Genomic DNA, 435 nt, shown 5'->3' with positions numbered 1-435 from the left:
TGGTTGCGGGGGCAGGATTTGAACCTGCGGCCTTCAGGTTATGAGCCTGACGAGCTACCGGGCTGCTCCACCCCGCGCCAAGCGTAAATCCCTTTGGGATTTATCGCGGTGATGTAAGCGCGAAGCGCTTGCATCTTCTGCCTGATCAACTTGGTTTTGCCAAGTTGTTTCATGTGAGGGACGCACCGGTGATATAACGGGACGTTTTCCTCATATTCACATCAGTTCTGCAAAGCAGAAAGGCCGCTTTGCGGGCGGCCCTTGGGATCGGCATGGGCCGTTTGTTTTCGTGATGAGAAGATTGTTTGCTTTGTTTTTTCAGCGGCATTGCCTTTAGCAGACCTGGCAGCGACCTACTCTCCCGCGTCTTGAGACGAAGTACCATTGGCGCAGGGGTGTTTCACGGCCGTGTTCGGAATGGGAACGGGTGCAGCC

1 tRNA gene and 1 rRNA gene are annotated in these 435 nt (G+C 54.9%); both read right to left on the bottom strand.

From position 1 onward, the window contains the following. Positions 1–77: transfer RNA gene (locus tag JL39_RS21265), tRNA-Met, on the bottom strand. A 263-nt stretch (positions 78–340) separates the two neighbouring features. Further along, positions 341–435 (bottom strand): 5S ribosomal RNA (gene rrf, locus JL39_RS30600); the annotation flags it as partial.

Origin of the sequence: Rhizobium sp. YS-1r (genome assembly GCF_000757525.1) — a bacterium.
Taxonomy (GTDB): domain Bacteria; phylum Pseudomonadota; class Alphaproteobacteria; order Rhizobiales; family Rhizobiaceae; genus Neorhizobium; species Neorhizobium petrolearium.
The sequence above is the reverse complement of the archived record's forward strand: the minus strand, read 5'-3'. Positions and strand labels throughout refer to the sequence as shown.